This is a genomic window from Bradyrhizobium sp. SZCCHNS30572 (assembly GCF_032484415.1).
Lineage (GTDB): Bacteria > Pseudomonadota > Alphaproteobacteria > Rhizobiales > Xanthobacteraceae > Bradyrhizobium.
Window position 1 is genome coordinate 1 of the sequence record NZ_JAUESY010000008.1, and the last position, 26298, is coordinate 26298.

Annotated in this window: 26 protein-coding genes; 9 read left to right on the top strand and 17 right to left on the bottom strand. The window is 65.4% G+C overall.

The features are described from left to right. Positions 1-775 precede the first annotated feature (775 nt). Positions 776-1390: a heme-binding protein gene (locus QX048_RS22515; RefSeq protein WP_315752801.1), complete on the top strand. Its 615-nt coding sequence runs from the start codon at positions 776-778 to the stop codon at positions 1388-1390. Between the two features lie 270 nt (positions 1391-1660). Here the strand turns inward: QX048_RS22515 and QX048_RS22520 are convergent, their stop codons facing one another. Next, positions 1661-2437 carry a cyclase family protein gene (locus tag QX048_RS22520; protein ID WP_315713232.1) on the bottom strand — a complete coding sequence of 259 codons (777 nt, stop codon included), beginning with the start codon at positions 2435-2437 and terminating at the stop codon, positions 1661-1663. A 50-nt stretch (positions 2438-2487) separates the two neighbouring features. Then, the gene (locus tag QX048_RS22525) at positions 2488-3477 is read right to left on the bottom strand and encodes a fumarylacetoacetate hydrolase family protein (protein WP_315825200.1); all 990 of its coding nucleotides are present in this window, start codon (positions 3475-3477) and stop codon (positions 2488-2490) included. 98 nt (positions 3478-3575) lie between these two features. Here QX048_RS22525 and QX048_RS22530 point away from each other — a divergent pair, with 98 nt between their 5' ends. Genes QX048_RS22530 through QX048_RS22550 form a run of 5 tightly spaced genes read left to right on the top strand, consistent with a single transcriptional unit; the run spans position 3576 to position 7542 of the window. Beyond that, on the top strand, positions 3576-4511 hold the full coding sequence (locus QX048_RS22530) for an ABC transporter substrate-binding protein (protein WP_315825201.1): 936 nt from the start codon (positions 3576-3578) through the stop codon (positions 4509-4511). Beyond that, positions 4511-5209 (top strand): GntR family transcriptional regulator, encoded by a 699-nt coding sequence (locus QX048_RS22535; protein ID WP_315825202.1) that lies wholly within the window; start codon positions 4511-4513, stop codon positions 5207-5209. The genes QX048_RS22530 and QX048_RS22535 overlap by 1 nt, the downstream gene beginning before the upstream one ends. Position 5210: 1 nt before the next feature. Beyond that, on the top strand, positions 5211-6014 hold the full coding sequence (locus tag QX048_RS22540) for an ABC transporter ATP-binding protein (RefSeq protein WP_315825203.1): 804 nt from the start codon (positions 5211-5213) through the stop codon (positions 6012-6014). Then, a complete protein-coding gene (locus QX048_RS22545) occupies positions 6011-6778 on the top strand; it encodes an ABC transporter permease (protein WP_315825204.1) in 768 nt (255 codons plus the stop codon). Before QX048_RS22540 ends, QX048_RS22545 begins: the two co-directional genes overlap by 4 nt. Further along, positions 6775-7542, top strand: coding sequence for an ABC transporter permease (locus QX048_RS22550; RefSeq protein WP_315752795.1), 768 nt, complete (start codon positions 6775-6777; stop codon positions 7540-7542). The genes QX048_RS22545 and QX048_RS22550 overlap by 4 nt, the downstream gene beginning before the upstream one ends. 494 nt (positions 7543-8036) lie before the next feature. Here QX048_RS22550 and QX048_RS22555 read toward each other — a convergent pair whose 3' ends face one another. The 11 genes from QX048_RS22555 to QX048_RS22605 all read right to left on the bottom strand — a co-directional run bounded on the left by QX048_RS22555 (position 8037) and on the right by QX048_RS22605 (position 18323). Further along, complete coding sequence (locus QX048_RS22555; RefSeq protein WP_315825205.1) at positions 8037-8216, bottom strand: hypothetical protein; 180 nt, start codon at positions 8214-8216, stop codon at positions 8037-8039. A gap of 347 nt (positions 8217-8563) precedes the next feature. Further along, the gene (locus tag QX048_RS22560) at positions 8564-9955 is read right to left on the bottom strand and encodes a M20/M25/M40 family metallo-hydrolase (protein WP_315825206.1); all 1392 of its coding nucleotides are present in this window, start codon (positions 9953-9955) and stop codon (positions 8564-8566) included. Between the two features lie 126 nt (positions 9956-10081). Then, positions 10082-10429: a RidA family protein gene (locus QX048_RS22565; RefSeq protein ID WP_315825207.1), complete on the bottom strand. Its 348-nt coding sequence runs from the start codon at positions 10427-10429 to the stop codon at positions 10082-10084. A 7-nt stretch (positions 10430-10436) separates the two neighbouring features. Beyond that, positions 10437-11570: an FAD-dependent oxidoreductase gene (locus QX048_RS22570; RefSeq protein WP_315825208.1), complete on the bottom strand. Its 1134-nt coding sequence runs from the start codon at positions 11568-11570 to the stop codon at positions 10437-10439. Continuing rightward, positions 11567-12973: an NAD(P)/FAD-dependent oxidoreductase gene (locus QX048_RS22575; protein WP_316191425.1), complete on the bottom strand. Its 1407-nt coding sequence runs from the start codon at positions 12971-12973 to the stop codon at positions 11567-11569. Before QX048_RS22575 ends, QX048_RS22570 begins: the two co-directional genes overlap by 4 nt. After that, complete coding sequence (locus QX048_RS22580) at positions 12970-13266, bottom strand: (2Fe-2S)-binding protein (RefSeq protein ID WP_315713257.1); 297 nt, start codon at positions 13264-13266, stop codon at positions 12970-12972. Before QX048_RS22580 ends, QX048_RS22575 begins: the two co-directional genes overlap by 4 nt. Before the next feature lie 33 nt (positions 13267-13299). Beyond that, the gene (locus QX048_RS22585) at positions 13300-14436 is read right to left on the bottom strand and encodes an FAD-dependent oxidoreductase (RefSeq protein ID WP_315825210.1); all 1137 of its coding nucleotides are present in this window, start codon (positions 14434-14436) and stop codon (positions 13300-13302) included. Between the two features lie 11 nt (positions 14437-14447). Continuing rightward, the gene (locus tag QX048_RS22590; protein ID WP_315713261.1) at positions 14448-15257 is read right to left on the bottom strand and encodes an ABC transporter permease; all 810 of its coding nucleotides are present in this window, start codon (positions 15255-15257) and stop codon (positions 14448-14450) included. Beyond that, complete coding sequence (locus QX048_RS22595) at positions 15254-16135, bottom strand: ABC transporter permease (RefSeq protein ID WP_315713263.1); 882 nt, start codon at positions 16133-16135, stop codon at positions 15254-15256. The genes QX048_RS22590 and QX048_RS22595 overlap by 4 nt, the downstream gene beginning before the upstream one ends. Next, positions 16132-17175, bottom strand: coding sequence for an ABC transporter ATP-binding protein (locus QX048_RS22600; RefSeq protein WP_315713265.1), 1044 nt, complete (start codon positions 17173-17175; stop codon positions 16132-16134). The genes QX048_RS22595 and QX048_RS22600 overlap by 4 nt, the downstream gene beginning before the upstream one ends. 116 nt (positions 17176-17291) lie before the next feature. Continuing rightward, positions 17292-18323: an ABC transporter substrate-binding protein gene (locus tag QX048_RS22605; protein ID WP_315810557.1), complete on the bottom strand. Its 1032-nt coding sequence runs from the start codon at positions 18321-18323 to the stop codon at positions 17292-17294. 220 nt (positions 18324-18543) lie between these two features. Here QX048_RS22605 and QX048_RS22610 point away from each other — a divergent pair, with 220 nt between their 5' ends. Further along, the gene (locus QX048_RS22610) at positions 18544-19473 is read left to right on the top strand and encodes a LysR substrate-binding domain-containing protein (RefSeq protein ID WP_315810558.1); all 930 of its coding nucleotides are present in this window, start codon (positions 18544-18546) and stop codon (positions 19471-19473) included. 124 nt (positions 19474-19597) lie between these two features. Here QX048_RS22610 and QX048_RS22615 read toward each other — a convergent pair whose 3' ends face one another. The 4 genes from QX048_RS22615 to QX048_RS22630 all read right to left on the bottom strand — a co-directional run bounded on the left by QX048_RS22615 (position 19598) and on the right by QX048_RS22630 (position 23911). Beyond that, positions 19598-20584: an FAD:protein FMN transferase gene (locus tag QX048_RS22615; protein ID WP_315810559.1), complete on the bottom strand. Its 987-nt coding sequence runs from the start codon at positions 20582-20584 to the stop codon at positions 19598-19600. Next, complete coding sequence (locus QX048_RS22620; protein ID WP_315825211.1) at positions 20565-22769, bottom strand: PepSY domain-containing protein; 2205 nt, start codon at positions 22767-22769, stop codon at positions 20565-20567. The genes QX048_RS22615 and QX048_RS22620 overlap by 20 nt, the downstream gene beginning before the upstream one ends. A gap of 16 nt (positions 22770-22785) precedes the next feature. Then, on the bottom strand, positions 22786-23256 hold the full coding sequence (locus QX048_RS22625) for a DUF2271 domain-containing protein (protein WP_315752777.1): 471 nt from the start codon (positions 23254-23256) through the stop codon (positions 22786-22788). Between the two features lie 238 nt (positions 23257-23494). Further along, positions 23495-23911 carry a PepSY domain-containing protein gene (locus QX048_RS22630; RefSeq protein ID WP_315825212.1) on the bottom strand — a complete coding sequence of 139 codons (417 nt, stop codon included), beginning with the start codon at positions 23909-23911 and terminating at the stop codon, positions 23495-23497. Positions 23912-24072: 161 nt separating this feature from the next. On the opposite strand from QX048_RS22630, the gene QX048_RS22635 reads away from it, so the two are divergent. Then, positions 24073-24735, top strand: coding sequence for a response regulator transcription factor (locus QX048_RS22635; protein WP_315713274.1), 663 nt, complete (start codon positions 24073-24075; stop codon positions 24733-24735). Then, a complete protein-coding gene (locus tag QX048_RS22640; RefSeq protein ID WP_315825213.1) occupies positions 24732-26057 on the top strand; it encodes an ATP-binding protein in 1326 nt (441 codons plus the stop codon). Before QX048_RS22635 ends, QX048_RS22640 begins: the two co-directional genes overlap by 4 nt. Positions 26058-26298 lie beyond the last annotated feature (241 nt).

Sequence of the window (26298 nt, forward strand, 5' to 3'; positions counted from 1 at the left end):
GCTAGGATGGAAAACTCCAGCAGAAGCGCTTGACGAGCTGCTGTCACGAATGAAAACACTTGGTGTTGCGACCACCGATTGAGCCCGCCACCCGGCCTTCCCTGCGCGATGGGTGAACGTCTGCTCCGAGCTCTCCCCGGGGACCGGCTTGTTTGCCCCCGTCACCTGCGCAACCCGTCAGGTCGGCATCAGGCTTGGCGCCAGCATCGGGGCGCCAGGACCACACGGCTTGAACGTCCGCGAGCTGACAGTCGTCTTGCGCAAAAGCGCCTGACAGACCCGCGGCCACCGCTCCCCGCCTCAACGTATCGTGACGACGCGTACGCCCCTCTGCATGAGGCGGGATGGAGGGAGGAGAGCACATCTTCCGATAAAACGAAAGTTGGAAATTTTTACGCCGAGATCTGGACAGAGGCGATCGCGCTGAGCGCGCTGCGGAATTTTCGTTTTCGGCGCAGGCACGATCTGGATCATGAGAGGGGTTGCGGGGCGGCGCATCTTGTCGCGCCCGAGCCCGAGTCGCCCGACGGGCATGCACCGCCATCGGCACGCGCGTAGCCCGGATGAGCGCAGCGACATCCGCGGGTCCCCTACGCCTCGTGCGATCCCGGATATCGCTGCGCTCATCCGGGCGACGCTACAGTCGGGCGTCGAAGGACGACCGCAGGCGGGCAGCCGGCACGTGATCTGCCGGACCTTCGCTCGCGTTTCCTCGTTATTCAAACCTGACGGCGCAACCGCCATGACCGAGCCGACACCACCGAGGAGACGCCGCATGCTGATCTGGCTCGCAGGCGCCACCGTGCTTGTCCTCGCCGGCGCCGCCATTGCCGCAGGGCCGCTCATGAGCCGGGTCGAACATCCCAGATACGACGTCGTTTCGCGCGATGGCGACTTCGAAATCCGCGCCTATGCACCGATGATCATCGCGCAGGCCGAGGTGCAGGGCGCGCGCAAGCCGGCGATCGAGGAAGGCTTTCGCATCATCGCCGGCTACATTTTCGGCGCCAACCGTGCGAAAGCCAAGATCGCGATGACGGCACCGGTGCAGCAGCAGGCCAGCGCCACCATCGCGCCCGCCGATGGCGTCGCCAGCGACCGCTGGAGCATCAGCTTCGTGATGCCCTCGAACTGGTCGCTCGACACTCTGCCGCCGCCGGCCGATGCCCGGATCAAGCTGACGGCCCAGTCTGCGCAGCGCATGGTCGCGATCACCTTTTCGGGCTCCACCTCCGACGGCATCATCGCTGACAAGACTCGCCAACTGCGCGACTACGCGCAGCGCAAGGGGCTGACCGTCACCGGATCGCCGCTGCTCGCGTTCTACAATCCGCCCTGGACCCTGCCGATGCTGCGGCGGAACGAGGTCATGCTGGCGTGTAGTTGCTAATGCGAGATGAGAGAGAGCGGCCTGATTTTGTAGTTAAGGTCGGCTCGCAACTGTCACCACGACGCGCAACGAGCTCCCTCTCTGGCTTTGCCGAGCCCTCTCCTCGGTCATTCCGGGGCGCGCGCAGCGCGAACCCGGAATCCATCCTTCAGCACGTCGCGCGGCTCGATGGATTCCGGGCTCGTCGCGCTGGCGCGCGCCGCCCCGGAATGACGCGAAGATCAAACGCGCCAGAACCCATGTCGTGACTTCAATCGGAGATTAGCCGCCTCACCCCTCGATGATCGCCACCGCCCGCGTCCATCCGGCCGAGGCGCGCTCGATCTTGACCGGGAAACACGACACCATGAACCCCGTCGACGGCAGTTGCTCCAGATTGTGCAGCTTCTCAAGATGGCAATAGCCGATGTGGCGTCCGGCCTTGTGGCCTTCCCAGATCAGCGCGGCATCGTGGGTCTCGGCGTATCTCTGCGCGGTGAACACGAACGGCGCGTCCCAGCTCCAGCCGTCGGTGCCGGTCAGGCGCACGCCGCGCTCGAGCAGATACATCGTCGCCTCATAGCCCATGCCGCAGCCGGAATTGACGTAGTTGGCCTGGCCGAAGCGCGCGCCGGCCGAGGTATTGACGACGACGATCTCGAGCGGCGACAGCGTGTGGCCAATGCGCTTGAGCTCATCCTCGACATCCCTCGCGGTCACCACATAGCCGTCCGGGAAACGACGGAAGTCGAGCTTCACGCCCGGCTGCAGACACCACTCCAGCGGCACCTCGTCGATGGTCCAGGCGCGCTCGCCACGATTCATCGTCGGATGAAAATGCCAGGGCGCATCGAGATGCGTGCCGTTGTGGGTCGAAAGATTCACCTGCTCGACCGCCCAGCCCTGCCCGTCCGGCAGATCCTCGGCTTTCAGCCCGTCGAAGAACTGCAGCATGCGCGGCAGGCCCTGCTGATGGTCGATATAGGTGATGGTCGGATGATTGCCGGGCGGATCGGCGGGCACGTCGTTCTGCAAGGGCACGGAGATGTCGATCAGTCTGCGGGCCATGGGCGGTCCTCTCGCTTTGTCGTTATTGGTTGTTGTCGTCGGCAGCAGGATCAGACGTCCTGCCGCTCGACCTTGTTCTTCAGGATGCCGATCTTCTCGACCTCGAGCTCGATCACGTCGCCATGCTCGAGATACCAGCCGAGCTCGAGACCGCAGCCGTTGCCGACGGTGCCCGAGCCGATGAACTCGCCGGGCATCAGGGTCTCGTCCTTGCTGATATAGGCGATCAGCTCCTCGAACGAAAATAGCATGCCCTCGCTGACGCCACGCGAGCGGACCTCGCCGTTGACCCGCGCCTCCATCTTCAGGCGATAGGGATCGCCGATCTCGTCGGGGGTCACGATCCACGGCCCCATCACGTTGCCGCCGTCAAAGCTCTTGCCTTTGGAGGGGCCGAGCCGGCCGTCCATCTCGATGCGCTGCGTGTCGCGCGCGGAGAAGTCGTTGAAGATCGTGAAGCCGAAGATGTGATCGCGCGCCTTCGCGGCCGGAATATCCTTGCCCTTGCCCCTGGTGATGATGCCGAACTCCAGCTCATAGTCCATCACCTTGCTGTAGCGCGGCCATTTCACCGTCGTGTTCGGGCCACGCACGCTGAAGCGGTTGGTGATGTAGAAGATCGGGACCTTGCGATAGACCTCGGGCAATTCGCCGAGCGGCTCGGCATCGATGCGCGCGAGCTCCTGCGCGTCGCCGCGCTGCCGCGCCGCGAGCTTTCGCTGGCCGCGCGGCGCCTGCAGGATGTGCAGCGGAAACGACATGCCGTCGCGCATCTGCCGCGGCTCCGGCACCGGGGCCAGCAGCTCGGTGCCGCCGACGTCGCGCGAGAGGCTTTCGTCGCCGCCATGGCGCTCGACCAGCGCGCGTGCTGCGTCGAGCGCGGCTTCGCCGGCATCGATCAACGACAGCATCGAGCCGAACGCCGGATTGCTCTTGCCAGCGCGATCGGCGGCCGCGGCGAGGTCGAAAAGCTTGGAATCGCCGCCATGGACGACGCCGATCCGCTCCCCGCCTTCCGCCCGAAATGTCGCAAGTTTCACGCTGGCCTCCCCTTGTGTTCTGTCTGAAAATATACAAACATAGAAAATATCGATAAACAAGAGGCGTCCGAGAGACGGGCGCCCGGGGGGAGTCAAGGATGCGTCATCGGATCATCAGTGCTGCGCTCGGATCGGTGCTGGCCACGCTTGTGCTCACATCTGCGACACGCGCCGAGAAGATCCAGATCGGCTGCACCGCCACCTCGGACTGCGCCTCGGCGATGGTCGCGGTCGATGAGGGTCTCTTCAAGAAGCACGGGCTCGACGCGGAGATGGTGCTGATCGGGATCAACTCGAACATCCCCGCAGCCATCCTCTCCAACTCGATCCAGATCGGCGGGCCGACATCGACCGTGTTCCTCCAGGCCGCCGACGGTGGGCTCGACCTCGTCGCGGTCTCCGGCGCCTCGATCATGAACAAGACCTCGAACGATGCGGTCGCCGCCTTCGTGCGCAACGGCATCACCATCACTGGGCCGCAGGACTTCAAGGGCAAGAAGGTCGGCGCCCCCGGCATCGGCGCCTTCCTGCACGTGCTGTTCGTGAAATGGCTGGTCGAGAAGGGCGTCGATCCACGAAGCGTCAACTTCGTCGAGGTGACGTTTCCGACCATGGCCGACACCATCAAGTCGGGCGGCGTCGATGCGGTGCTGACGGCCGAGCCGTTCGTGACGCGCATGACCAATGCCAGCCTCGGCACGGTCGGCGCGCGCTACGCCGCCGAACTCGCCCGCACCGAGCCGATCATCTTCTATGCGGCCTCGCGCGAATGGGCCGAGAAGAACCCGGAGACGGTGAAGAAATTCCGCGCCGCCATCGCGGAGGCCGCCCCAATCGTGAACAATGATCGTGAGAAGGCCTCGGCCGCCATCGCCAAGTTCACCAAACAACCGCTGGAGCTGGTCAAGCTGACGGCGCCGAACTACGCCGAGCCGGTGCTGAAGCCCGAGCAGCTGGCGTGGTGGATCGACGTGATGTCGGCGCAGAAGATGCTGCAGACCAAGCTCGACCTCAAGACATTGATCCTCAACTGATGACGGCAACGAACCCGATCCTGCAGACTGAGCCGACGAGCGGCGACACGCTCAGCGAGCGCGCCGCCGCGCTGATCGAGCGCGACATCGTCGCCGGCATTCTGGCCCCCGGCTCGCGTCTGGGGATCGTCGAGCTCGCCAGGCGCTACGAGATCGGGCCGACGCCGCTGCGCGAGGGGCTGTCGCGGCTGGTATCGCGCGGCCTGATCGTCGGCATCGGCCAGCGCGGTTTTCGCGTCGCCGAGGTCAGCCGGGACGATCTCGTCGACATCACGCGCATGCGCACTGTCGTGGAGAAAGAGGCGCTGCGGCTGGCGATGCAGAGCGGCGACGACCAATGGGAGGCCGGCATCATCGCCGCGCTCCATCAGATGCGCCGCTACATCCAGCGCATGCAGAGCGAGTTCCGCGAAGGCGCGCCGGAGTTCGATCGCTTGCACAAGGCGTTTCACACCGCGCTGCTGGCGGCCTGCGGATCACGGCGCCTGCTCGCCGCTCATTCGGATCTCTACGACCAGGCCTATCGCTACCGCCGCGTGATGATGCGCAGCTTCGAGGATGGCAGCGGATTCATCAAGGAGCACGAGACGCTCGCCGACCTCGTGCTCGCGCGCAATGCCGCCGCGGCCCAGGCGCGGCTTGAGGCACATCTGTGCTCGACCGTCGATATCGTCTATCCGCATCCGAAGGGAGCCTGAGATGGCAGAGCCTGCCCTTGCATTGGTGCAATCATCTCCCTCGCCTGCGCGCGCGCAGATCGCCTTCGACGATGTCGCGCTGGTGCTCGGCGGCAAGACGATCATCGACACGATCAGCCTGGAGGTCGGAGCTGGCGAGATCCTGTGCGTGGTCGGCGCCTCCGGCTGCGGCAAGACCACGGCGCTGCGGCTGGCGGCCGGGCTGTACCAGCCGACCGGCGGCAGCGTGCGCTTCGAGGGCGAGGCGATGCGCGCGCCGCGGCGCGAGATCGCCGTCGTGTTCCAGGACTATGGCAAGGCGCTGCTGCCGTGGCGCACCGCCGCCGGCAACATCTCGCTGGCCTTGGAGACGATCGGAATGCCCTCCGCACAGCGCGAGGCGCGCATCGCCGAGTTGCTCGCCAAGGTCGGGCTCGCCGGCCATGCGGCCAAATATCCGACCGAGATGTCGGGCGGCATGCAGCAGCGGCTGCAGATCGCGCGCTGCCTCGCGCAGGATCCGAAGGTGCTGCTGATGGATGAGCCGTTCGGCGCGCTGGACGCGATGACGCGCCAGGGACTGCAGGACGAGATGCTGGCGCTGGTGGCGGCGACCGGCGCCACCGTCGTGTTCGTCACGCATGATCTCGAGGAGGCGATCTATCTCGGCGACCGCGTGGTCGGCCTGCTGCCGCATCCCGGCCGCGTCGGCTTGGAATTGAAGATCGGCCTGCCGCGGCCGCGCGACCAGTTGGCGACGCGCGAGCATCCGGAGTTCCTGCGGCTGCGGCGCGAGTTGTTCGACTTCATCAAGGCGAGCGAATGACGATGCCGGATCGCATCAAGCCCGTCCTGCTGCCGTTCGCGGCACTGCTCGCGTTCGAAGCTTGGATGCGGCTCGCCGGCGTGCAGAGCGACTCGCTGGCGCCGCCGAGCGCGATCGCGCTCGCCTTGCTGGGCGCGCTGACCGACGGCTCGCTGCTGGCGGCGACGCGCGACACGCTCGCCTCGGTGTTCGCCGGCCTCGCGCTCGGCGGCACCATCGGCCTCGTGCTGGGCATCGCGCTCGGCCTGTCGCCTATCTTCAACCGGCTGATGGAGGTCACGATCGAGGCGATCAGGCCCATTCCTTCAGTGGCGCTGCTGCCGATCGCGCTGATCGCGCTCGGCTTCGGCTATCGCATGGAGATCGCGATCGTCGCCTTTGCCTGCGTCTGGCCGGTGCTGATCGTGACGCGTGCCGCGGTGGGCGGCATCGAGCCGCGGCTGATCGAGGTGGCGCGCGTGCTGCGGCTGACGCAGCGCGATCGCATCAGGAAGATCGTCATCCCCGCCGCCCTGCCCCGCATCTTTCTGGCGTTCCGGCTCGCCGCCGGCATCGCGCTGATCGTCGCGGTCACGGTGGAGATCGCGATCAACCCGCTCGGCCTCGGCGCCGCCATCATGACCGCGCAGCAGGCGTTGCGGCCCGATCTGATGCTGGCCTATCTGGTATGGATCGGCGTGACCGGGTTTGCGCTCAATACCGCGCTGATGGCTGCACAACAAAGCTTGTTCGAGCGCGCGGCCGCGATGGGAGACCCCGCATGAAGTGGTCGGTCGCCGCCTGGCGCCTCGCCAGCTTCGCCGTCGCCGCCGGCATCATCGTGCTGTGGCAGTGCGCCGCCGATCAGCGGCTGATATCACCGGTGTTTCTTCCCAGCCCCGACCGCGCCTGGGCGGCGCTGCTGCGCGGCTTCACGAGCGGCGATCTCCTGACCAAGCTCACGGGCACCCTCACGCATATGGCCTATGGCTGGCTGCTCGCCTCCGCCGCCGGCATCGCGCTCGGCGCCATGATCGGCTCCTCGAAGGCGATGCGCATCTACGTCGCACCGACCCTGGAGCTGCTGCGGCCGCTGCCGGTCTCAGCGATCATTCCTGTCGCCATCGCCGTTCTTGGACTGAGCCAGGGCATGGCGCTGTTCGTGATCGCGTTCGGCTCGCTGTGGCCGCTGCTGCTCGGGACGATCCACGGCTTCGCCGCGGTCGAACCACGACTCTACGAAGTCGCGCGGGTGCTGCACATGTCGCGGCTCGCCGTGATCTTCAAGATCGCGCTGCCATCGGCGGCACCCGACATCCTCGCCGGCATGCGGCTGAGCCTCACGGTCGCGCTGATCCTCGCCGTCGTCTGCGAGATGCTCGCCGGTCTCGACGGCCTCGGCCAATGGGTGCTGCTGTCGGCGCGCTCGTTCCGCTCGGCGGATCTGTTTGCCGGCGTGATGCTGCTCGGAATCATCGGCTACACGACCGCGCTCGCGATGGGCGCGGCCGAGAGCCGGCTGCTGCGCTGGCAGCACGCGCGGCGCTGAGGCTCCGGTCGCACGCGCCCGGTCGGCGACGCGGCGTGGGGCGATCTCGATCTCACACTGTCGCGGAGATATCACCGGCTTGGAGGAGCGCGACTGGACCGAACGCCCATGGGGCCGGTTGCGGGGCCAGAGCACCACTCCCCTCCCCCCCTGAAAGAAAGAGGCCGCCGACACACGAAGTGCAGGCGGCCCAAGTCCAGGGAGGAAACGCCCCAAGAAGGGCTAGTTTTTACTTACTAGATCAGGAGAGTCGTGGGTATCCGGATGATACCGGAGGTTGTCATCGCGCTGACGGGTTCCATATCCCGACCGAGATACCGCCAGGTTGCGCCGCCTGACGCTCCTCATACCCAACAAATTCCGTGACCTTCTCGGCATTGGAGTCGACCCACTCTGCCATCGGTCCTCCTCCTGCAACGACTGCTCGCGCGGCGCGCGGACCCTCGACACCGGCGGCACGGCACAATGCGAGCCGCGGCTTGTAGGTGGCGATCTCAAAAGTCTCGAACGTTGTTGGCGAAGGTGTCCTTCAGGAACTCGTCGCCGAACATCGCATGTTCGCTCGCCGCCAAGAGCGAGACCTTCTCAGCGCCACATGGTCGGTATGACAAGATGCGCGCCATCGGACCGTTTCCGACTGAGAGCGCCAGGGCTTTGTGCAGCCTCATCGACATTGGGCGCAGGCTCGATTGCTGGCGCGTGGTCGAGCTGGATCACAGGAACCGCGGCGGGGTGTTCCGGAGCGCTGCGCTGATCGCGCGCGCAAGGGAAAGCGGAACTTGCCGAATCACTCGGCTGGTCAACGGGGTCGTGCATGTGGCAGCTCCGAGCCCTGAAGCGGCGATTACTAATCCCTTCCGAGACTAGGCGATATCAACTGCGTTAATCCATGCGCGATCTCGCCGCGTGCGGCCGATTCACCCGCAAGGCGGCGGACGACCGTGTGCTTGCCATCCGTTCGTGGCTGCTCGATGACGTCTCCCGCACTGCACGCGGAATCGTGATGGCCGTTCCGCCGGCATCAGCGCACGCGCGCGCCGACGCGGTCGAGCAGTGCCGCACCGGTGCGGATGCCATTGTAGAAGCAGTCGATCGTCATGTTCTCGTTGGGCGCGTGATTGGCCTCGTCGGCATTCGCATAGGGAACGACGAAGGCGGGAATGCCGAGGATCTTGGTGAAGACGTAGTCCGGCAGACTGCCGCCGGTGCACGGGAATTCGAGCGGTGTAAGGCCATGCGCGAGCGCGATGGCATCGCGCACGATCGCGCCAAAGGGCGAATCGAGCGGCACGCGCGACGGCAGCATGCCGCCGCGCCGGATGAACTCCACCTCCGGCGCATGGCGCTTCACATGCGCCTCCACCTTCGCCAACACGTCGTCCGGCGTCATCGCCTCGACCAGGCGGATGTCGCATTTGGCGAAGGCCTCGCAGGGCAGCACGGTCTTGCTGCCCGGTCCGCCATAACCGCCGTGCAAGCCGTTGATGGTCAGCGTCGGATGGAACATCAGACGTTCGTAGTAGCCGCGATCGGGCGGCGCATCGAGATGGCTGAGACCGAGGCTCGCCTTGGCGGCATCGAGGTCCAGCGGCAGGCGCTTCACGGCAGCAATGTCCAGCTCGCTCGGCGGCACGATTGCGTCATGCAGCCCCTCGATGGTGATCTCGCCCGCGGCATTCTTCATCGTCCCGAGCAGGTGGACCAACGTCCAGATCGGATTCGGCACGATGCCGCCGAGGTTGCCAGAATGCACGTCGCGGCTGGCGTGCTTCGCGCGCAGCTCGAACGAGCACATGCCGCGCACGCCATAGGTCATGGTCGGCCGCCCCGAGGGGTGCATCGGCCCGTCCGCGGTGACGACGAAATCGGCCTTCAGCCCGTCGCGATGCTCAGCGACGAAATCGGCGATGCGTGGGCTGCCGATCTCCTCCTCGCCTTCGAGCAGAAAGATCACATTGCAGGGCAGCTCGCCATGCACTCGGAGATGGGATTCGATCGCCATGAGCTGCGCGAAATGCTGCCCCTTGTTGTCGCCGATGCCGCGGGCATAGATGCGGCCATCGCGGATGGTCGGCTCGAACGGCGGACTCAGCCACAGCTCCAACGGATCCGGCGGCTGCACGTCGTAGTGCCCGTAGAGCAGCACGGTAGGTGCGCCCGGCTTCTTCTGCCAGCGTCCGAGCACCATCGGATGCCCGGCGGTCGCGATCGTCTCGGCGTCGAGGCCCATCTCCTGCAGCATGGCGACCAGCAGCGCGGCGACCTCGGTGATGCCGATGTTATGAGCGCTGATCGAGGGATGCCGGACATAGTCCATCACGCGGGCCAGGAAATCCTGCTTTTGATTCTCGATGTGAGCGAACACTGCCTTCAGGCCAGCAGATGGACGCGGCAGGCTACGCTCTTCATTCATGATGTCGGCTTTCGGCGCGTGCGGTGGACGGACAGGCTCATGTTCGATCGAATTGGACCGAAAAGCAAATCACGCGCGGAGCGAGCCCCGCGCGTGATCGATTGACCGCTCGATGCGGCGCGATGCTCAACCCTTGACGGCCGCGACCACGATCTCGATCAGCGCGCCGCCGCCGAGATCGGAGACGCCGACCGTGGCGCGGACCGGCAGATCGTCGCCGAAAAACGCAGTCCAGGCCGCATCCATCTCCTTCTTCTTCGACAGGTCGGTGACGAAGATCTGGCCGGAGACGACGCGCGACCTGTCGGTGCCAGCTTCCTTCAGGAAGCCGTCGATCTTGCCGAGGATGTTGCGGGTCTGCTCACCCATCGACACCGAGGTATCGTCGGCGATGGTGCCGCCGATGAAGACGAAGCCGTTGGCCTCGACGATGCGGTGGTGGATGGCGGAGCGGATCTTGCGGGTGATCGTCATCATGTCCTCATGTGGATGGTGAAGGGATGGAGTTCTGAAAGCGCGCGATGCTGAGATCGCCGATGCGCGTCTGGGTGCCGCCGTGCGCGATGAGCTCGGCCATCACCGCGCCGGCGCCGGGGCCGAGCTGGAAGCCGTGCGCCGAGAAGCCGAACTGGTGATACAGCCCGTCGTGAACGGCGCTCGGCCCGAACACCGGAATGTCGTCGCGCATGCGCGCCTCGATGCCGGCCCAGGCGCGCACGATGGTCGCGCGGCGCATCACCGCGAACAGCTCCGCGACGGTGCGCGCGCTCTCCGACAGCTTGCGCCAGTCGAGCACGGTCTCGTTGCGGTCCTGGTCGGGCGTTGCAAGATGGCCCCCGCCGATCAGCACCGTGCCGTTGGGGAACTGCTTGAACGACAGCTTGCGGCCGCGCAGGATGACGACGGGATCGATGAAGTGCGCGACGGGCGACGTGATCATCAGCATCGGCGCGATGGTCTCGACCGGCACCGGCTCGCCGCACTGTTCCGCAATGCGGCCGGCCCAGGCGCCGGCGGCATTGACCAGCACCGGCGCGGCAAAGCTCTCGGAGCCGACGTCGACATGCCAGAGCTTGCCGTCCTTGCGGATGTTCGTCGCGGCCACGCCCTCGCGAATGAGCGCGCCGAGCTGCTCCGCCTTGCGGCGGAACGCCGTCGTGGTGCGCGCAGGCTGCGCCGCGCCGTCGCGCCGCGACACCACGCCGCCCGGACAGCTCTCCGCCACCGCCGGCACGAGGCGACGCAATTCCGTGCCGTCGATCAGCTCCTCGTGGCTGAAGCCGCGTGCGTTGAGATCGGCGACGCGGGCGCGACAGGCGTCGAGCTCCGCGTCGTTCTCGGCGACCAGCACCTGGCCGAAGCTTTCGAAGCCGCAATCATCATCGACCAGGTCGCTGATGTTCCCCCAGATGCCCATCGAGCGGATCGACAGCGGAATCTCCGCGACGTCGCGCATGAGTTGGCGCACGCCGCCGGCATTGACACCGGAGGCGTGACGGCCGGCATAGTCCTTCTCGATCAGCACCGGCTTCAACCCGGCCAGGCATAGATGCAGCGCGGTCGAACAGCCGTGGATGCCGCCACCCACGATGATGGCATCCGTCTTCACCGTCATCCGCGCACCACGGCCTTGGTGGCCTCTTCGGTCTTCGGCAGGCCTGCGAGCTCCGACAGCATGATCGGCTTCACCGGCGCGCGCAGCCGGTAATAGCCGATCTCCTGCGGGGTCTTGCCGCGCGCCTCGGCCATCAGCTCGGTGACGGTGAGGCCACACAGCCTGCCCTGGCACGGTCCCATGCCGGTGCGGCGATAGGCCTTGAGCTGGTTCGGCCCGGTGGCGCCGATCGCGACGGAGTCGAGCACGTCCTTGGCGGTGATCTCCTCGCAGCGACATACGATGGTGTCGCCTTGCGGGATACGGAACTGTTTTGCCGGCTGGAACAGAACGTCGAGGAAGGTCCTGCCGCGCTCGGCGCGGGCCAGCTCCGCAGACCTATCGATGACCTTTGCGTGCGGGCGAAGCGCCTTGATCGCATCCCCGGCCGCCCGCCGGCCGCGCACCACGGCCGCCTGCGCGCCGCCAATGCCGGCGCCATCGCCGGCAATGGCGATGCCGGGAATGGAGCTGTTACCAAGGGCATCCAGCACGGGAGTCCAGCACAGCTGCAGCTCGTTCCAGCGATGCTCGACGCCGGCGGCCATCGCGAGATTCACATTGGGGACCACGCCCTGATGCAGCAGCAGCAACTCGGCCGCCAGCGTCTCGCGCCTGCCGCCCGCTGTGGCGTAGCTGACCGCCGAGAGCTTGCCCTCGCCCTCTGCCACGAGTTCGGTCACGCCGCTGGTGACGCGCACCTTCGCGCGCACCTCGCGCATCATCGCGAGCCCCTTGCCGAAATAGGGCGAGGTCAGGAACGCGAGGGCATGAGGCAGCGCCGCGATGTAGTTGGCGCGCGGGGTGGTGTCGAGAATGCGATCGATGCGGCCGCCGAGGCGCAGGATCTGCGCCGCGAGCAGCCACAGCAGCGGCCCCTGCCCGGCCAAAATCGTCGGGCAGTCAGGCACGAGGCCGGAGGATTTCAACATCGTCTGCGCCGCGCCCGCGGTCATCACGCCGGGCAGGGTCCAGCCGGGAATCGGGAACGGACGCTCCTGCGCTCCGGTCGCGATGATGACCCGCTTGGCCTTGATGAAGGCCGAGCCGCCGGCCACCGAGACGCCGATCTCGAGATTGCGATCGAGGCTCCACACCGTGGCGCGATGAATGATCTCCGCATCGCTGTCGCGCGCGGCTTTCACGAGCTGCTTGCCGGACCAATAGTCCGCGCCGAGCAGCGCTTCGCTCTTCAGAGGCGTCGCATCGATCGCACGCCAGACCTGGCCGCCAGGGCCGGCGTTCTCGTCGAGCAGCAGCGTCGACAGAGCGGCGCCAGCCGTCATCTCTGCAGCAGCGAGGCCCGCAGGACCGGCGCCGATCACCACGGCGTCATATTCATCATGCTTCGGCGCGGCGCTCATTTGCCGATCTCCCGCTTGCCCTTCTGGACTTCGATCTGCATGCCCTCGGCGACAGGCACGAGACAGCCTTGCCGGTTACCGACCCCATCGATGGTGACGAGGCAGTCGAAGCACACGCCCATCATGCAATAAGGCAGGCGCCTCGCGCCGCTGACCGCGGTGGCGCGCCGGACGTCGAGGCCGGAGGCGAGCAGCGCCGCCGACACGGAGTCACCCTCGCGCGCGGCAACCGGCTGCCCCCCGACATGGATCGTCACCGATCCCCTCGCATCACCCTCAGTTCGTTTGAACATCATCGTCTCCATGGCGCCTTGCGCCGTCATCCCTCAGTAGTAGCCACTGCCGCCCGCTCCCGCTTCGCTGTCGAAGCGGCTGGCTGTGAATGCACCGACCAGCTCCGGCTCGAGCGCGCCGTCCTTGACCATGCGCGCGATGTCGAAGGCGTGGTTCGCCGCGAGCGTCACGCCGGAATGGCAGCAGGCGACGAAGGCGCCCGGGTGGCTCTCCGACTGCTCGTAGATCGGAAAGCCGTCCTTCGGCATCACGCGGATGCCGGTCCAGCTTCTGACGACGTTGAGCCGCGCCAGATGCGGGAAGGTGCGCTGGGCGCGATCGGCCATGACCGCGTTGACGGAAAAGTTCTGCACGCGGTCGTCGAGCTCGTCCTCCTTGCTGTCGCCGATCATCACCGTGCCCTCGTCTGTCTGGCGGATCGTGGTCAACGGATGCGGCAAGAACGGCATCGTGCGCTCGGTCACGACGATCTGGCCGCGCGTCGGCCCCATCGGCGCCGACAGCCCGACCATCGGCGCCAGGGTCTGGTTGGCATTTCCTGCCGCGAGCACGACCTTCGCCGCGCGGATCTCGCCTTGCGCCGTCGTCAGCCTGAACTCACTGCCGTCCAGCGCGATCGCACCGACCGCACGCTCCGGCAGATAGTCGACGCCGAACTGCTTCATGCCGGCGTGCAGGGCGCGGAAGGTGCGCAGCGAATTCACGTGACCGTCATAAGGGCAGAAGCTGCCGCCCGAGACCTCCGGGCCGATCAGCGGCAGCATCTTCTTCACCTCGGACGCCGGCAGCATCTCCATCTGATAGTCGGCGGCGCCGACCTGGTTGTGCATGCGCGCGACGAGCTGGGTGCGCTGCTCGTACTCGGCCTCGCCGAGGGTGAGATGAAAGCCGCCGTTCTGCTGCAGCACCACGTCGAGACCGGTCTGCGCCTTCAGCTCCTCGGCGAGCTTCGGCCACGCCTTGGAGCCGCGCACCGTCCAGCCGGTGTAGGCGGGCATGCCCAGGCCCTTGCTCTGCACCCACACCAGCGCGAAGTTGGCGCGCGAGGCACGCTTGGCGATGTCGCCCTCGTCGAGCACGGCGACGCGCTGGCCGAGCCGGCCGAGCCCCCAGGCAATCGCAGAGCCGAGCAGGCCGCCGCCGACGACGGCGACGTCATAGTCTCTCATCGTAGTATCTCCTATCGTCCTGCGTCGCCGCCTTTGGCGGTGAGCACGCGGTCGAGGCCATAGACGCGATCGAGCACGATCAGGACGGTCATGGTGATCGCGATGACGCTGGCCGACACCGACGTCACCAGCGGATCGATGTTGTCCTGGATGTAGAGGAACATGCGCACCGGCAAGGTCTCGGTGCCGGGCGTCGCCAGGAACACGGTCATGGTCAGATCGTCGAACGACTGGATGAAGGCGAGCATCCAGCCGCTCACGATGCCAGGCAGGATCGCGGGCAAGGTGACGCGGCGAAACATGGTCCAGCCGTCGGCACCGAGCGAGACCGCGGCCATCTCGATCGACCGGTCCATGCCGGTCGCGGCCGCAAGCGTCAGCCGCAGCGCGAACGGAAACACCACGACGACATGGGCGATCACCAGCGCCACGAACGTGCCGCCGATGCCGACCGACGTGAAGAAGCGCAGGAAGGCGATGCCGAGCACGACGTGCGGGATCATCAAGGGCGACAGGAACAGCGCCGACAGCGCGTCACGGCCGCGGAAGCGATAGCGGCTGATCGCCAGCGCCGCCGGCACCGCGAACAAGAGCGCCACGCACGAGGACAGCGCGCCGAGCCACAGGCTCACGCCGAAGGCGTGGACGAATTCCGGATAGTCGGCGAGCGCCCTGAACCAGCGCAGCGAGAAGCTGGTGATCGGGATCGACAGAAAACCTTCGGGCGTGAACGCGACCCAGCACACGACGACGATCGGCGCCACCATGAAGACGACGAACACGGCATGGAAGATCAGCGCCAGAGGGCCGTTCCGGCTCATCGGAACACCTCCTGATAGCGGCGCTCGATCAGCGCGTTGGAGCCGACGACGATCAGGACGAGCGCGATCAGCAGCAGCACGGCGACCGCGGCGCCGAGCGGCCAGTTCAACGTATTGAGGAATTCGTCATAGGCGAGCGTCGCCGCGACCTTGAGCCTGCGGCCGCCGATGATCGCCGGCGTCGCGAACGCGCTGGCGGACAGCGAGAATACGATGATGGCGCCCGACAGCACGCCCGGCATGATCTGCGGCAGCACGATGCGGCGGACCACCGTCAGCGAGCTTGCCCCCAGCGACAGCGCCGCATTCTCGACCTGCGGATCGAGCCGCTGCAGCGCGGTCCACACCGCGAGCACCATGAACGGCATCATCGCGTGCGCCAGCGCGATCACCATGCCGGTCTCGGTGAACATGAACCTGATTGGTGACTCGATCAGGCCTGATGTCATCAGGAGCTTGTTGGCGAGCCCGTTGTTACCGCCGAACAGGAGCGCCCAGCCGAGGGTGCGCGCAACGACCGAGATCAGCAGCGGGCCGATGATCACCAGCAGGAAGAGACCCTTCCACGGCCCCTGCATGCGGTTGAGGATATAGGCCTCCGGTACGCCGAACACCGCCGTGATCAAGGTCGCCAGCACCGCGACGCGGAAGGTGCGCCAGAACATCTCCGCGTAGTAGGGATCGTCCACGATCTCGCGCCAGTTCTTCAGGATGAAGACCGGCTCGATGCCCTTGTACTGGCCCCAATCGTGGAACGACAGCATCACGGTCATCGCCAACGGGATCACGACGACGCCCAGGAACAGCATCAAGGCCGGCAGCGCCAGCGAAAGGCCGGCGCGCGTCTCCGACGAGTTGGACGCGATGGTCGCGCTCATGCTGCAGCCTTCGCGGCGCGCAGGCTCATGTCCGAGACCTGCCAGACGAGATGCACCGCTGCGCCCTGCTCCGGCTGCGGCTGGCCGTCATTCTGCCGGATCACGATGGCGGGCCCGCATTCGGTGTCGCATTGGAACAGCCAGTGATTGCCCTGGAAGATGCGGCTCGTGATGCGCCCTGCAAGCCCGGCGTCGCCGAAGTTGATGCGCTCGGGCCGGACGCTGACGGCGACGGCGCCGGCCACGCCGGCCGGTGCCGGTGCACTCCACGATCCCGCGACCAGTCTGGCCTGCCCGGAGGCGCAATCGACCGTCGCGGCAAACTCGTTGGTCTTGCCGAGAAACTGCGCGACGAAGGCGGAAGCCGGCTGCTCGTAGACCTGCTGCGGCGTGCCGATCTGCTCGATCCTGCCCTTGCTCATCACGACGATGCGGTCGGACAGCGACATCGCCTCGATCTGGTCATGGGTGACGAGGATGGTCGTGGTGCCGAGATCGCGCTGGATCTGGCGCAGCTCGATCTGCATGTCCTCGCGCAGGCGCGCATCGAGGTTGGACAGGGGCTCATCGAGCAGCAGCAGGCTCGGCCGGATCACCAGCGCGCGCGCGAGCGCCACGCGCTGCTGCTGGCCGCCGGACATGCGGCGGGGATGACGGTCCTCATAGCCGGCGAGGCCGACCAGCGCGAGCGCCGATCGCACGCGCTCCTCGCGTTCCTTGCGCGCGACTTTGCGCATCTCCAGGCCGAACGCGACGTTCTCGGCGGCGGTCATGTGAGGAAACAGCGCGTAGCTCTGGAACACGATGCCGAGGCCGCGCTTCGCCGGTGGCACTGCGACGAGATCCCTGCCCTCGAGGCGGATCGCGCCGTGTGAGGGATCGAGGAAGCCCGCGATCATCTGCAACGTGGTGGTCTTGCCGCAGCCCGAGGGGCCGAGGAACGAGATGAACTCGCCCTTGGCGACGCCGAGGCTGAACTCTTCGACGGCCGCGTTGGGGCCGAAGGATTTGCCGACGCGATCGATCTCGAGGAAGGACATGCTTTGGATCCAGATGGGCGAGGAATACTGGCGCCCCGCGCACGATGCACTTCCCTTCCCCCTTGCGGGGAAGGGAGAACACCGTCGTCAACGAGAGGCTCGCAACAAACAACCAGTCAGCGCTCGACTTCGCGATTCCAGCGCTTGGTCCATTCCTCGCGCTTTTCGTTGACCACGGTCCAATCGGGCGCATAGACCTTGGCGGCGCGTTCGCCGATCGGCGCCATCGCGCCCACGCCCTCGGGGACCACGACGGACTTCACGACCGGGCCGTAGCCATATTCCTTCAGCATCGTGAGCTGGATCTTCGGATCGAGCAGCAGCTTGATGAAGCTCGAGGCGAGCGGCGAGACCGACGGCTTGGCGATCGGACACGCCGTCGTCAGCAGGCTCACGGCCCCTTCTTTCGGATAGACGAAATCGACCGGGAAGCCGGTGTTGGCAAAGCTCTGCACGCGACCGCTGCCCCACACCGCGATGACCGCCTGCCCCGATTGGAACAGCTCGGTCATCTTGCCGGGCGACGGCTCGTAGGCCAGCACGTTGGGATTGATGTCATTCTTGAAGATCTTGAAACCGGCATCGACATTGCTCTCGCTGCCGCCGTTCATCTTCGCCAGCATCAGGAGCACGTTGAGGCCGTAGGTGTTGTTGATCGGCGGAATGACGAGCAGCTGCTTGTATTTCGGATCCTTGAGATCGTTCCACGAGGTCGGCGCGGCCCAGCCTTTCTCCGCAAACACCTTCTTGTTGTACATCAGGCCGGTGGCGACGAGGCCGATGGCGACCGCCTTGTCGTCCTTGAAGCGCGCGACCTCCAGCAGATCGCCGGGCAGTCCGGCGACCTTGTCGCAGAAGCCGAGCTGGATCGCCTGGTACATCGGGCCGTCATCGACGATCGCGACGTCGATCTGCTGGTTGCCCTTCTGCGCCTGCAGCTTGGCGAGGGTGTCGGTGGAGTTGCCAGCGACGTATTCGACCTTGACGCCGTTGGCCTGCTCGAACGGCGGGATCACCTCCTCGCGGATCGTCTTCTCGAACGAGCCGCCATAGCCGGCGACATAGAGCGTCTTCTGCTGAGCCCAGACCTGCGAGGCTGAAGCCAGAACGGCGACGCTGACCGCCATCAGGAGTTTAGGGTGCTTCATCGGACCGATCTCCATCATCTTAGATATGAGACGGTATTAAATAACCATCCCAGGGAGATCGGGCTTGGCCGATGCATCCGCAGTCCAGAAAACCCGGAGCTGACGAGCCTAAAAAACGAGCCACCCCTCACCCTGCCAAAAAAGATCGCAGCAGAGGCTTTGATCGTCCAATGAATAATGGCACCGTATTCATACGCGAATGTTATGGACGTGAGGACGTATGGCGCGGATCAACTCGCGGCAGGTCGAAGCCTTCCGGGCGATGATGCTGAGCGGCAGTGTGACGGAAGCCGCCAAGCTGATGGCGGTGACCCAGCCGGCGGTCAGCCGGCTGCTGCGCGACCTGCAGGCGCTGCTCAAGATGGAGCTGTTCGAGCGCCGCGGCACCGGCCTGGTGCCGACCGCGGCAGCGACGGCGCTCTACATGGAGGTCGAGCGCTCCTTCGTCGGGCTCGATCGCATCACCGCAGCCGCCGAGGAGATCCGTGGCCGGCGCACCGGGACGCTGCGCATTGCCGCGCTCCCCGCGCTCGCCAATGGCTATCTGCCGCGGCTCGCAGGCCACTTCCTGCAGGAACGGCCGAACCTCAACCTCGCCTTCTTCGGCGTGATCTCGCCGATCGTGATCGACTGGGTGCTGAACGCGCAATGCGACGTCGGCTTTGCCGAGGTGCCGATCGCCCATGCCGGGCTGCCGAGCATCAAGCTGCCGGCGCTGCCGCGCGTCGCCGTTCTCCCGGCAGGCCATCGGCATTGCGCGAAGACGATCTTGGTGCCGCGCGACTTCGAGGGGGAGACCTTCATCTCGCTCTCGTCAGGCTCCACCAGCCGGCATCTGATCGATCAGATCTTCCATCGCGAGGATGTCAGGCGCGTGCTGCGGGTCGAGACGACGCTGTCGGAAATCATGTGCGGGATGGTGTCGTCGGGATTGGGCGTCTCGATTTGCGATCCGTTCACCGCGCGCGAATTCGACGGCCGGGGCGTGGTGATGCGGCCATTCACGCCGCGCATCGATTTCGAATTCGCCGCGGTGTTCCCGCCGCAGCGCAGCCCCTCGCCGGTGGCGCTGGACCTCGTCGAGTCGGTGCGACAGACCCTGGAAGAGCTCGGCCGAGCATCGATCCCTGGAGAAACCGATGAAGGTTAGCTGGGCGAACCTAGAACCCGCTGATTGAGCGGCGTGTGATCTGGTCCTTGCTGAGAGCCACCAAGGCCGACGCCATCGCCACGGACCAGAACGCGGGAATGCTTGTGATTGAGAGTCTGCCGGTTTACGGGCTCATTTCCTGCCGCGCGCCCCGAGGCTCATAGAACAAGGGACCGACAGGAATCTCCAAGAACGTCTCGTTCTGCCGCTGGATGAGCAGTGCATCCAGTCCTTGCTTCTGCGCCAGCGCCTTGCCTTGCTCCGGACCGAGAACCATGAGCGCAGTGGCCCAGGCATCGGCGTCCATGCAGCTAGCGGCAACGACTGAAACTGACGCAATTCCATTTTCTACCGGACCGCCGCGCGATCGGTCCATCGTGTGAGAGAGGCGCTTTCGCCCGATATCGACCCAGCGCCGATAGTCGCCCGACGTCGCGACCGCCGCATCACGCAATTCGATCACGCCGAGCGGCCCGCGCCGTTCATAGTCAGGCGCTTCCACCGCTACGCGCCACGGGGCTCCGTCTGCCTTGGCGCCCCGCGCTTTCAACTCTCCATCGAGCCCGACCAGCGCATTGGAGACGCCGAAGATCTCAACCACGCGCATCATCTCGTCCACGGCAAAACCCTTGGCGATGCCAGAAAGATCGAGGGCGAAGTGGCTGTGTTTGCGCGCCCTTCGTCCCGGCACATCCAGTTCGAGAACAGTGTGGGTTGGTGGCAACCGCTCGCGAAGAGCCGCGCGAAGCGCTTGCGCGTCCGGCGCTGAACAGGGAGGTCCGAAACCCCAGGCATTGACGAGACTTCCGAGCCCGACGTCAAAGGCGCCGCCCGAGGCGCGTCCGATTGCAACTCCCCGCTCCAAAACCCGCATGAGTTCAATCGGCAAGGATTCCCAGGTGCCCGGCGACGCTGCATTGAGACGCATCAGGTCGCTGTCCGGCTTCCATGTGGACATCTGATGGTCGACGCAATCGACGGCGTGAGCCAATGCGGCTTCCAGCGCGGCAAGATCGGTCGACGGCGGTGCATAGAGCAGCGCCGACCAGCGCGTTCCCATGGTGGCGCCGCTCAATACATGACGGAGCAGGTCAGTAGACATCTTCAACATACCTCCCTTGGGCTTTGAGTGCGACAGGATCCAGACCGAGGGGCGCCAATACGTCCGCCACCGCCTGCATGACGTCCGCTGCCATGTCGCGCCCGCCACAGACCATGACCTGCGCCCCGTTGGCGACGAGTGCGCGCAGGCGATCGGCGTCATCGCGCAGGCGATCCTGCACATAGCCGCCGCCCTTCACGCGCGAGAAGGCAGTGGTGAGGCTCGTCAGTCGTTTCTCACCCAGCCAGCCATCGATTTCGCGCTCATAAAGAAAGTCCGAGGCAGGATCGCGCCCGCCGAAATAGAGATGCATCGGCCGGCGCCCGCCGTTGGCACGAACAAATCCTGCCAGCGGACCTATGCCGGTGCCGGCGCCGATCAGGATCACCGGTTTTCGTCCATGTGAAGGACGGAAAGCGGGGTTTGCCTTCAAGAAGGCCTCGACCTTGTCGCCCGGCTGAAGGCCGTGAAGCAGACCGGAGCAAAGTCCGCCCGGACGCTTGCGGACGCAGATTTCGACGAAGCCATCACGGGTCGAACTTGCCAACGAATAGTAGCGCGGCAAGTTGCAGTCCGGCGGCAGAATCGCGATCAAGTCGCCTGCGGCGAAGCGCGGCCAGGCATGCCCTGTGAGGCGCGCGAACATGCCGCTTCTTGGCAGCGCGAAGCGCAGCACACAGGTTGGCGCCTGCACCTCCGCGCCGTAATCGACGCGTTCGATGAGCGTCAGCGTATGAGTACGCGGCCGCTCCGGCACATGTATCAGCACAAGGTCTTCACCCATGACATCCGACAGGGCCTCGCCCCACCGTGCAAACTCTTGCCCGGACTGGCGGTCGATCGTGTCCAGCGGCATCAACGATCTCGAGCCTTTGCGCGCCAGGGCCGCTTCGACGTCGCGGGCGAATTGACAGAATTGCGGGAATTGCCGATCACCGAAGCCGAGGACTGCGACCGGAAAAGGCAGTGGCGCGGAGATCGCGTCGAGGCGTTTGAGGAACGCGCCGGCCGTCGCCGGTGCTGCGCCGTCGCCGTAGGTTGCCGTCAGCAGGAACATGCGCTGCGTCGACGGATAGGATCGTAACAAGCTGTCCATCGGAGCGACGTGAATCCTGTGCCCGTTGGCCGTCAGCGCGGCATGCAGCGTGCGGGCGAAGCCCCATGTGCTGCCGCCCTCGCTGCCGACCAGGATCACGGTGTCGGCATCTTGGGCGGGAACGTTGTCGGTGATGGGAGCGTGAGCGTGCTTCCTGCTCGACCACACCACGGCTCCGCTTAACCCGAGCAGCGGCACGCCGAGGGCGCTGACGCCGAGCAGCAATCCAAGCCACCAGAGCCCTTGCCCGGTGTGCAGCATGTAGATGAATTCGTAGATCTGCCGGGTGACCGAATTGTCCTGCCAACCCAGCAGCTCTCCACTGACCGGGTCGACGTAGCCCTCGCCTGCAGCCGTGGCTAGCTGGAAGAGATCGTTCGGATTCGCGGGGTTGGGAAACGTCAATTCACGCAGTTGGGAAAGATCGATGCCGCGCAAAGCCTGAATTTGCTCGACCGGAAGAGCTTGGCCGCGGCTTGTCACGCTCGGAAATGCGGACACCTGTGCCGTGCCGTCCGGGATCAGTCCGAACGTCGTGAGCGACAGATACAGCGCCGTCATCGCCGACAGCACGAGCCCGAAGGCCACCAGCCGACCGAGATCGGTATGCAGGCGTTGCATGCCGCCGCCGCGGGAGCAGCCGAGAATGTGCCGCCACCCGCCCATGCGCCGGGCCGTCATCTGCAGACCTGACAGCGTCAGGACAAGCATCGCGAATGCGCTCGCGCCTGCGGCCATGCGTCCGCCATCGCTCAGAAAGAACGAGCGGTGCAGGTTTGTCATCCAGCTCTCGAACGGGGAGCGCACGTAGTCCGAAACCGGCTTGCTGCTGGAAGGGTCCACCACGCTCGCGGCCGGGCCCGCTGGTCCGGAGTAGAAGGCGACGACCTTGCCGGAGGTCAGTCGCTTGATCTGCTCGACGCCAGGATATCTGTGGGCGATCCGGCCGGCGAGGTCGGCGACGCTAATGCTGTCTGGCGATATCGCACCAACTCTCTCCCAAGCCGGGATCACCGACAGCACCGCTCCGCTCAGGACAAGCACCATCAGCGGCAGGACGACGGCAAAGGCCAGGCCCCTATGAATCCAGCGCAGCATCACACCCATCCTAAGGCTACATGTCGTAAGCGAACGAGCGGATGTAGGTGCGCCCTGCCAGCGGCCGGCCTGCGCCCGCGGATGTCAGCGGAACGACCACCTCGGACGGGCTGTCGCGCATGTCCTCGGCGGCGGCGTCGATATGCAGCTTGTAGCCCGCATCGAAGAGCGCATCCGCAAGGTCGAGCGTGATTTTCAGCGTACGGCCGGCTCCGACGCTTGCGCCGGTGATGCCGTTGATATCGGCAAGGTTTCCACGAGAACTGCGCTCCCAGCCGCTGAGATGGCTGTAATATTTGGACTTGGAGCCCGCCATCCACAGCGTGCCTTTGTAAGCTCCGGTCGCGTCGGTCACGTAAAGCGCCAAATACGCGCCGTTCCCGCCGTAGTTGTTGAGCGTCGTGGTCAACGTGACAGGTCGCGCCATGGCCAGCCCGGGGGCGGTCAGCGCGGTGGTCAGGGCAAGGGCGGCAATCATCGATCTCATTTCTGTCTCCGACAGTGGCGTTTCTATCGCGCCATAACTGAATGGCGCGGCTGACGTGCTCCTGAAGGCCGATCCGATTCTGCTTCAGGTCGCCGTCAGGTTGGCGCTCTCTGCAAAAGCAAACGCCCCGCACGACGCGGGGCGCGCTAGAACGCGATGTCGCGTTCGCTCGATTCAGGCGATGTCCGTCGGTCGGGCCAGCCTTTTGCGTCCCACGATGCTCGTCGCTTCCGGACCGCTATTGAACTTGGACCTTGGGGGTCGTGCCGCCCTGAATAAGTCCGTTGGGGGGCGGCGCCGTAGGCGCGGCTGCTCGTCCTGGTCCCGACTGATCGCCTCGCCGGTCTCGGTCACCTTCATCATGATCCTTGTCGTGCTCTCCGCGTTTTTGCTTCACGCGGATCACAGCCAGAGATGCAGGATCAACCTTTGCCTCGATGGCGCGACCGCCTTCGTCCTGTCCCCTGATCTCATAGCATCCATCGTCGATCTTGATTCTGCGCACCGTCCAGCCGCGCGCTTTCGCCATTTGTTCGACCGCTTCGCGCGGCTGCCATTGCGCCATGGGCGCGCTGCAATCGTCATCATCGGCCAGCGCCATGCCGGGGGTCAGCGTCCCCAGCAGAATGGCGGCAATCAACACTGTCCTGCTCACGTTCTCTTGCTCCCGCTTCAAGGCTCCTGCCTGCCTTCTTCTTGAGCCGGATTCCTGACGTTGACCTGAAGACGCCGCGACTTTTGCTTCAGGTCAACGTCAGAATCTCCCCTATGATTATCTCTAACCTCACAGGTCGACGGGGTGGGCGGAATGACCCGATGCGGATATTGCTGATCGAAGACGACACGATTCTGGGGGCGGCAGTACGCGACCAGATTGTGTCGGATGGCCATTCCGTGGACTGGGTGACCCGCTTGGATGCGGCACGGGAATATCTTGGCACCGCGGCCTATGACCTCTTGCTCCTGGATCTCATGCTGCCGGACGGCCGCGGTATCGGACTGCTGCGCGATCGACGCGCCAAGGGCGACGTGACGCCGGTCATCATCCTAACGGCGCTTGATCAATTGTCCGACCGGATCGAAGGGCTCAACGCCGGCGCAGACGATTACATGATCAAGCCCTTCGATCTCTCGGAGCTTACGGCGCGGCTGAATGCCGTCGCTCGCCGCTATGCCGGCAATCCGAACCCGCTCATCCGAATTGGCGATCTTCAGATCGACCTGGCCGCTCGGTCGATGACGCGTGCAGGAAAGAGCATCGCCCTGACAGCGCGGGAATGGGTGCTGCTCGAGGCTTTCTTGCAGCGTCCACGGCAGGTCTTGTCCAAATCGCTGCTCGAGGAACGGCTCTATTCCTTCGGCGAGGAGATCGAGAGCAACACCATCGAGGTCCATGTCAGCCGGCTTCGCAAGAAGCTCGGACACGCCGTCATTGAGACCGTGCGAGGTCTCGGCTATCGGCTGGGAACTGCCTCATGAAAGGCCCGCGTAGTCTGCAGTGGCAGATCTCGCTGTGGCTCGGGCTCGGCGTCGCACTCCTCTGGATTGTTGCAGCCGTCGTGACCGGCCAAAGGCTGCGTCACGAAATGAACGAAGTATTCGATAGCGCGCTCGAGGAAACGGCTCAGCGGATTCTTCCACTTGCGGTGCTCGAGATCCTTGGCCGTGAGGCAGACGGCACGTCTCAGCGTATCGCTACGCTGAGGCAGCACGACGAGTACTTCACTTATGTGGTCCGTGACGAGCGCGGCACCGTCCTGCTGCGCTCGCACGGCGCCGACGACGCGATCTTTCCTCCTTTCTCCAGAATGGGGTTTGTCGACACCCCAACCCATCGAATCTACTTCGACACTGCAGTGCGAGGCACGATGACGATCGCGGTGGCGGAGCTGCTGACACATCGCCGCGAGGTCGCGAACCAGGCGCTCCTCGGGCTTGCCTGGCCGTTGGGATTGCTCATTCCCCTCAGTCTTCTCGCCGCATGGGGCGTCGTGCGCGTTTCGATGACCCCGGTCAGGCGCCTACGAAGCGACATTGAAGCGCGCGGCACCGGCGATCTGTCCTCGGTTCCAGCCGCGGGACTGCCCTCCGAGATCGGACCGATCGCCGACGCCGTGAACGGCCTCCTGGAGAAGCTTCGACGCGCCCTGGAAGCTGAGCGAAGTTTCACGGCCAATTCCGCGCACGAACTCCGTACACCGGTGGCTGCCGCGCTCGCGCAGACGCAACGGCTCATCGCCGAGACCAGGGACACCGCGGCCCGAACCCGGGCCCAGCAGATCGAGGTGGCGCTGCGGCGGCTTTCGCAATTATCTGAAAAGTTGATGCAACTCGCGAAGGCGGAGGGTGGACGGCTTCAGGGCAAGGAGACGACCGACATCGCATCGGTTCTGAAACTGGTCGTCGGGGAGATGATGCGCGATCCGGCTGCGGCCAGTCGGCTCGCCGTCAACATTCCTGCTACGCCGGTCCTTTTCGATATCGATACAGATGCCTTTGCCATTCTAGCGCGCAATCTCATTGAGAACGGCCTCAAGCACGGAGCGCCCCACGCGCCAGTCGTTGTAGCTCTTTCCAACACTGGCGTGCTGACCGTTACAAATGAGGGAACAGCCGTTCCGCCGGAGTTGCTGGAACGCTTGTCTCGCCCGTTCGAGCGTGGCAGCACCGATGCTGACGGCTCGGGGTTGGGCCTCGCCATTGCAAAAGCCATCGCCTCCGGAGTTGGGGCCGAGCTTGTCCTGACATCCCCTTTGCCTGGAGCGGAGGGCGGCTTCCAAGCGAGGTTTTCCGCGCAGTGAGTTCATGGGCGGCTCGTCTATGGTTTTTCGAGGAATTGGGAGCAGATTGGGATGTGGCAACTGGGGCCAACTAGCAGGCGGGCGGCGAATCACGCGCGCGTGGCGGCGAGCTCTTCGAGAACCGCTACGGTAGCTGTCGGGCTTCGGCTCGGCGGCGTCATCTGATTGGCCACCTCGGCGCGCGCGAGTGGCGCATCCTGGCTCCCCAACGGTCCGCAGGTCATGGCGAAGGGTCGCTTGT